This is a genomic window from Streptomyces sp. SPB074 (assembly GCF_000154905.1).
Taxonomy (GTDB): Bacteria; Actinomycetota; Actinomycetes; order Streptomycetales; family Streptomycetaceae; genus Streptomyces.
In genome coordinates, this window is record NZ_GG770539.1 from 6,363,092 (window position 1) to 6,367,964 (window position 4,873).

Annotated in this window: 4 protein-coding genes and 3 pseudogenes; 6 read left to right on the top strand and 1 reads right to left on the bottom strand. The window is 74.6% G+C overall.

The window, feature by feature from the left end:
* Positions 1 to 602 (bottom strand): ATP-dependent Clp protease proteolytic subunit (locus SSBG_RS27160; RefSeq protein ID WP_037872027.1); only part of this gene is annotated, 602 nt, incomplete at its 3' end.
* 193 nt (positions 603 to 795) lie between these two features.
* Here SSBG_RS27160 and SSBG_RS27165 point away from each other — a divergent pair.
* The 6 genes and pseudogenes from SSBG_RS27165 to SSBG_RS27190 all read left to right on the top strand — a co-directional run.
* Complete coding sequence (locus SSBG_RS27165) at positions 796 to 1,095, top strand: type II toxin-antitoxin system Phd/YefM family antitoxin (RefSeq protein ID WP_037870752.1); 300 nt, start codon at positions 796 to 798, stop codon at positions 1,093 to 1,095.
* A gap of 218 nt (positions 1,096 to 1,313) precedes the next feature.
* Positions 1,314 to 1,616 carry an urease subunit gamma gene (locus SSBG_RS27170; protein ID WP_008749263.1) on the top strand — a complete coding sequence of 101 codons (303 nt, stop codon included), beginning with the start codon at positions 1,314 to 1,316 and terminating at the stop codon, positions 1,614 to 1,616.
* Positions 1,617 to 1,632: 16 nt separating this feature from the next.
* Positions 1,633 to 1,941: pseudogene (locus SSBG_RS27175) on the top strand (urease subunit beta); the annotation flags it as partial.
* Between the two features lie 130 nt (positions 1,942 to 2,071).
* Complete coding sequence (locus SSBG_RS27180; protein WP_008749265.1) at positions 2,072 to 3,820, top strand: urease subunit alpha; 1,749 nt, start codon at positions 2,072 to 2,074, stop codon at positions 3,818 to 3,820.
* A 28-nt stretch (positions 3,821 to 3,848) separates the two neighbouring features.
* Positions 3,849 to 4,527, top strand: a pseudogene (locus tag SSBG_RS27185) (urease accessory protein UreF).
* Between the two features lie 17 nt (positions 4,528 to 4,544).
* A pseudogene (locus SSBG_RS27190) lies at positions 4,545 to 4,873 on the top strand (GTP-binding protein); the annotation flags it as partial.

The window sequence follows — 4,873 nt, forward strand, 5'->3', positions numbered from 1 at the left end:
AGGGCGTCGATGATCCCGTACGCCACCGCTTCCGCCGCCGTCAGGACGCGCTCGCGTTCCATGTCGCCGTGCACCTCGTCCTCCGTCCGCCCCGTGGCCGCGGCGAGCAGTCGTTCCGTCGTGCGCCGCTCGCGCGCCATTTCCCCGGCCAGGACGGCCAGATCGCTCGGCCGTCCCCGTGTCACCTCGGCCAACTCCGGCTGCCGCAGCACGATCCGAGCCCCGGGCAGCGCCGCGCGCTTGCCCGGGGTCCCGGCGGCGAGCAGGACCGCGCCGACCGCGACGGCCTGCCCGAGGCAGTAGGTCGCGACGTCGCACGACAGGTGCCGCAGCGTGTAGTGGACGGCGGTCAGCGCGGTGAAGTCGCCGCCCGGGCAGTTGAGGTAGAGGGAGATGTCCTGGTCCGGGGCCGCGTACTCCAGGTGCAGGAACTGCGCCGCGAGGTCCGCCGCCGCCGTGTCGTCGAGCGGGGTGCCGAGAAACACGATCCGACCTTCCAGCAGCCGGGAGTACGGGTCAAGAGCGCGGGTGCCGTAGCTGGTGCGCTCGGTGAACTCGGGGAGCACGTGACGGTTGAGGGGGGTCCGGTCGGTGGGCCGCAAGGCGAAGCCTCCTGGGGCGCGGGACGCGCGAGGGCGCGGAGGACGCACGGGCCGAATGGACCGTACGTTTCGTACGTCCTGTAAATTCTGTACAGAACGTACGTGAGTGTGGATCAGGTGTCGGGGCGCGCGCAACAAGGACGCCCGGATTACGCCGACAGCGAGAGCGGCCGCGCGACTTAAGGTGGAGGGCATGGCTTACGAGATCCCGGTGACCCGAGCCCGCGCCGAGCTGGCCGACCTGATCAACCGGGTCGTGTACGGCGAGGAGCGGGTCGTCGTCACCCGGCACGGCAAACCCCTCGCCGCGCTCGTGTCGGCGGCCGACCTGGAGCGCCTCGCGGCTCTCGACGCGGAGGAGGCGGCCGAGGCCGCGGAGCCCGCTTCCTCGCTCGGCAGCGTCACCGCGCTGCCCGGGCCCCCCGCGCCCGCCGACCCGTTCCGGCCCGGCTTCGGCATCGCCGCCGAACACCACCAGCCCCGGCGGACCTGAGCGCGCGCGGGACGGCCGTCCCCCGCGCGCCCGGCCCGTGACGTATACGGACCCGCTCCGCCCGCGCGGCGACCGCGCACTTCCCGCACCCTGGGCCCGCCCGGCCGCGTAACGCGCCGTAACGCGCCTGAAACCGTTCGCCGTTAGCCTCGGCCTCGCCCCGCCGGGAAACCCCCGGAGCGCCGGGGAGTGGGACGAGTGGAAGAGGTGGCGGACGCGTGCAACTCACCCCGCACGAGCAGGAACGGCTCCTGATCCATGTGGCCGCCGACGTGGCGCGCGGGAGGCGGGAGCGGGGGCTCAGGCTCAACCACCCCGAGGCGGTCGCCCTCATCACCTCGCACCTGCTCGAAGGCGCGCGCGACGGCCGCACCGTGGCCGAACTCATGGCCTCCGGGCGGGAAGTGCTCACCCGCGCCGACGTCATGGACGGCATCGCCGAGCTGATCCACGAGGTGCAGGTCGAGGCGACCTTCCCCGACGGCACGAAGCTCGTCACCGTCCACGAGCCCATCGTCTGAGCCGGGGGAGGCCCGCGTGATTCCCGGGGAGATCCTGTACGCCGAGGAGCCCGTCGCCTACAACGAGGGCCGCGAGCCGACCACGGTGACCGTCCTCAACACCGCCGACCGGCCGGTCCAGGTCGGCTCGCACTACCACTTCGCCGAGGCCAACCCGGGCCTCGACTTCGACCGCGCGGCCGCGTACGGCAAGCGGCTCCACATCCCGGCGGGCACGGCCGTCCGCTTCGAGCCCGGCATTCCCGCCGAGGTCGCCCTCGTCCCGCTCGCCGGCGCCCGCGTCGTCGCCGGGCTGCGCGGCGAGACGGCGGGGCCCCTCGACACCGACGCCACCCGCGCGGACACCCGTACGGCCACCGGCGCCCCGGAGCCCCGTACGGCCGCCGCCCCGGAGCCGCGCACCGCCGCCCCGCGGGCCGGTTCCACCACCGCCGCCCCGGACGAGGGAGCCTCCCGTGACGACACCTGAGCGAGCCCCGCGCCACCACACCCTCGACCGGCCCGCCTACGCCGACCTCTACGGGCCCACGACCGGCGACCGCGTCCGGCTCGCCGACACCGACCTCCTCGTGGAGATCGAGGAGGACCGCTGCGGCGGCCCCGGGCGCGCGGGCGAGGAAGCGGTCTTCGGCGGCGGCAAGGTCATCCGCGAGTCGATGGGCCAGTCCCGCGCGAGCCGCGCCGACGGCACCCCCGACACCGTCGTCACCGGCGCCGTCGTCCTCGACCACTGGGGCATCGTCAAGGCCGACATCGGGATCAGGGACGGGCGGATCGTCGCGCTCGGCAAGGCCGGGAACCCCGACACGATGGACGGCGTGCACCCGGGCCTCGTCATCGGCCCCGAGACGGAGATCATCGCCGGGAACGGGAAGATCCTCACCGCCGGCGCCATCGACACGCACGTGCACTTCATCTCGCCGGGCCTCGTGGACGAGGCGATCGGCTCGGGCGTCACGACGATGGTCGGCGGCGGCACGGGACCGGCCGAGGGCACCAAGGCGACCACCATCACCCCGGGCTCCTGGCACCTGGCCCGCATGTTCGAGGCCCTGGAGAACAGCCCCGTCAACGTCGGCCTCCTCGGCAAGGGCAACACCACCTCCCGCGCCTCGATGCGCGACCAGCTCCGCGCCGGGGTCGTCGGCTTCAAGATCCACGAGGACTGGGGCGCGACCCCCGCCGTCATCGACGCCTGCCTCGACGTGTGCGAGGAGTCCGGGGCCCAGCTCGCCATCCACACCGACACCCTGAACGAGGCGGGATTCGTCGGCGACACCTTCGCCGCCGTACGGGGCCGCACCCTGCACGCCTTCCACGTCGAGGGCGCGGGCGGCGGTCACGCCCCCGACATGATCACCGCCGTCTCGCTCCCGCACATCCTGCCCAGCTCCACCAACCCGACCCGCCCGCACACCGTCAACACCGTCGAGGAACACCTCGACATGCTGATGGTCTGCCACCACCTCAACCCGGCGGTCCCCGAGGACCTCGCCTTCGCCGAGTCGCGCATCAGGCCCTCCACGATCGCCGCCGAGGACATCCTCCACGACCTCGGCGCCATCTCGATCATGTCCTCCGACTCCCAGGCGATGGGCCGCGTCGGCGAGGTGATCCTGCGCACCTGGCAGACCGCGCACGTCATGAAACGGCGGCGCGGCAGCCTGCCCGGCGACGGACGCGCCGACAACCTCCGCGCGAAGCGGTACGTGGCCAAGTACACGATCAACGCGGCGCTCGCCCAGGGCATCGACGCCGAGGTGGGCTCCGTGGAGCCCGGGAAGCTCGCCGATCTCGTGCTGTGGGACCCGGCGTTCTTCGGCGTGAAACCCCAGCTCGTCCTCAAGGGCGGACAGATCGCCTGGGCGCAGATGGGCGACGCCAACGCCTCCATCCCCACCCCCCAGCCGGTCCTGCCCCGGCCCATGTTCGGCGCGATGGGCGCGGCGCCCGCCGGGCTCTCGCTCAACTTCGTCACGCAGGACGCGCTCGACGACGGCCTCCCCGAACGCCTCGGCCTGCGCCGCGCGTTCACCGCGATCCGCTCGACACGCGGCCTCGGCAAGGCCGACATGCGGCTCAACGACGCGCTGCCCCGCGTCGAAGTCGCCCCCGACAGCTTCGCCGTGACGATCGACGGGGAACTGGTCGAGCCCGAACCCGTCACCGAACTGCCCATGGCGCAGCGGTACTTCCTGTTCTGAACCGCCCCGAGAAAGAGGAGCCCGCCCCGTGCCCGTGCCCGCCGCCCTGCTCGTCCTCGCCGACGGGAGGCTCCCCGCCGGGGGCCACGCGCACTCCGGCGGGGCGGAGGAGGCCGTGGCCGCGGGGCGCGTCACCGGCCCCGCCGACCTCCACGCGTACTGCCTCGGCCGCGCGCACACCACGGGGCTCGTCGCCGCGTCGCTCGCGGCCGCCGCCGCGCTCGGCCTCGACCCGCTCGCCCTCGACCGCGCCGCCGACGCCCGCACCCCGTCCCCCGCCCTGCGCGCGGCGGCCCGCAGACTCGGCCGCCAGCTCCTGCGCGCAGCCCGCGCGGCCTGGCCCGGCCCCGCGCTCGACGCCGTGGCCGCCCGGCACCCGCGCGGCCTCCACCAGAAAAATCGTCCTCGGCCTCGCCGCACGCGCCGCCGGGCTCGGCCCCGCCGACGCCGCGGCGGCGAGCCTCTACGAGAGCGTCGGCGGGCCCGCGAGCGCCACCGTCCGCCTCCTCAGCCTCGACCCGCTCGACGCCACCCGCGTCCTCGCGCGCCTCGCCCCCGTGCTCGACACACTCGCCGCCGAAGCCCTCGCGCACGCGCACCGGGCCCGCGCCGAGGGCACGGACGCGCTTCCCGCCCGCGCCGCCCCGCTGCTCGACCTCGCCGCCGAGGCCCACGCCCGGCGCCCGCACAAGCTGTTCACCACGTGAGCCCCTGGAGTCCACCCGTGCACCTCGACCACTCCCACGACGCCCCGCCCGCGCTCAGCGCCGACGCGCACCTGCCCGACGGCCGCCGCCGCGCGCTGCGCCTCGGCCTCGGCGGGCCCGTCGGCTCGGGCAAGACGGCGACCGTCGCCGCGCTGTGCCGCACCCTGCGCGCCGAACTCTCGCTCGCCGTCGTCACCAACGACGTCTACACCCGCGAGGACGCCGCATTCCTCCTGAAAGAAGGTGTCCTGCCGCCCGAGCGGATCACGGCCGTCGAGACCGGCGCCTGCCCGCACACCGCGATCAGGGACGACATCTCGGCAGAACCTGGAGGCGGTCGAGGAAC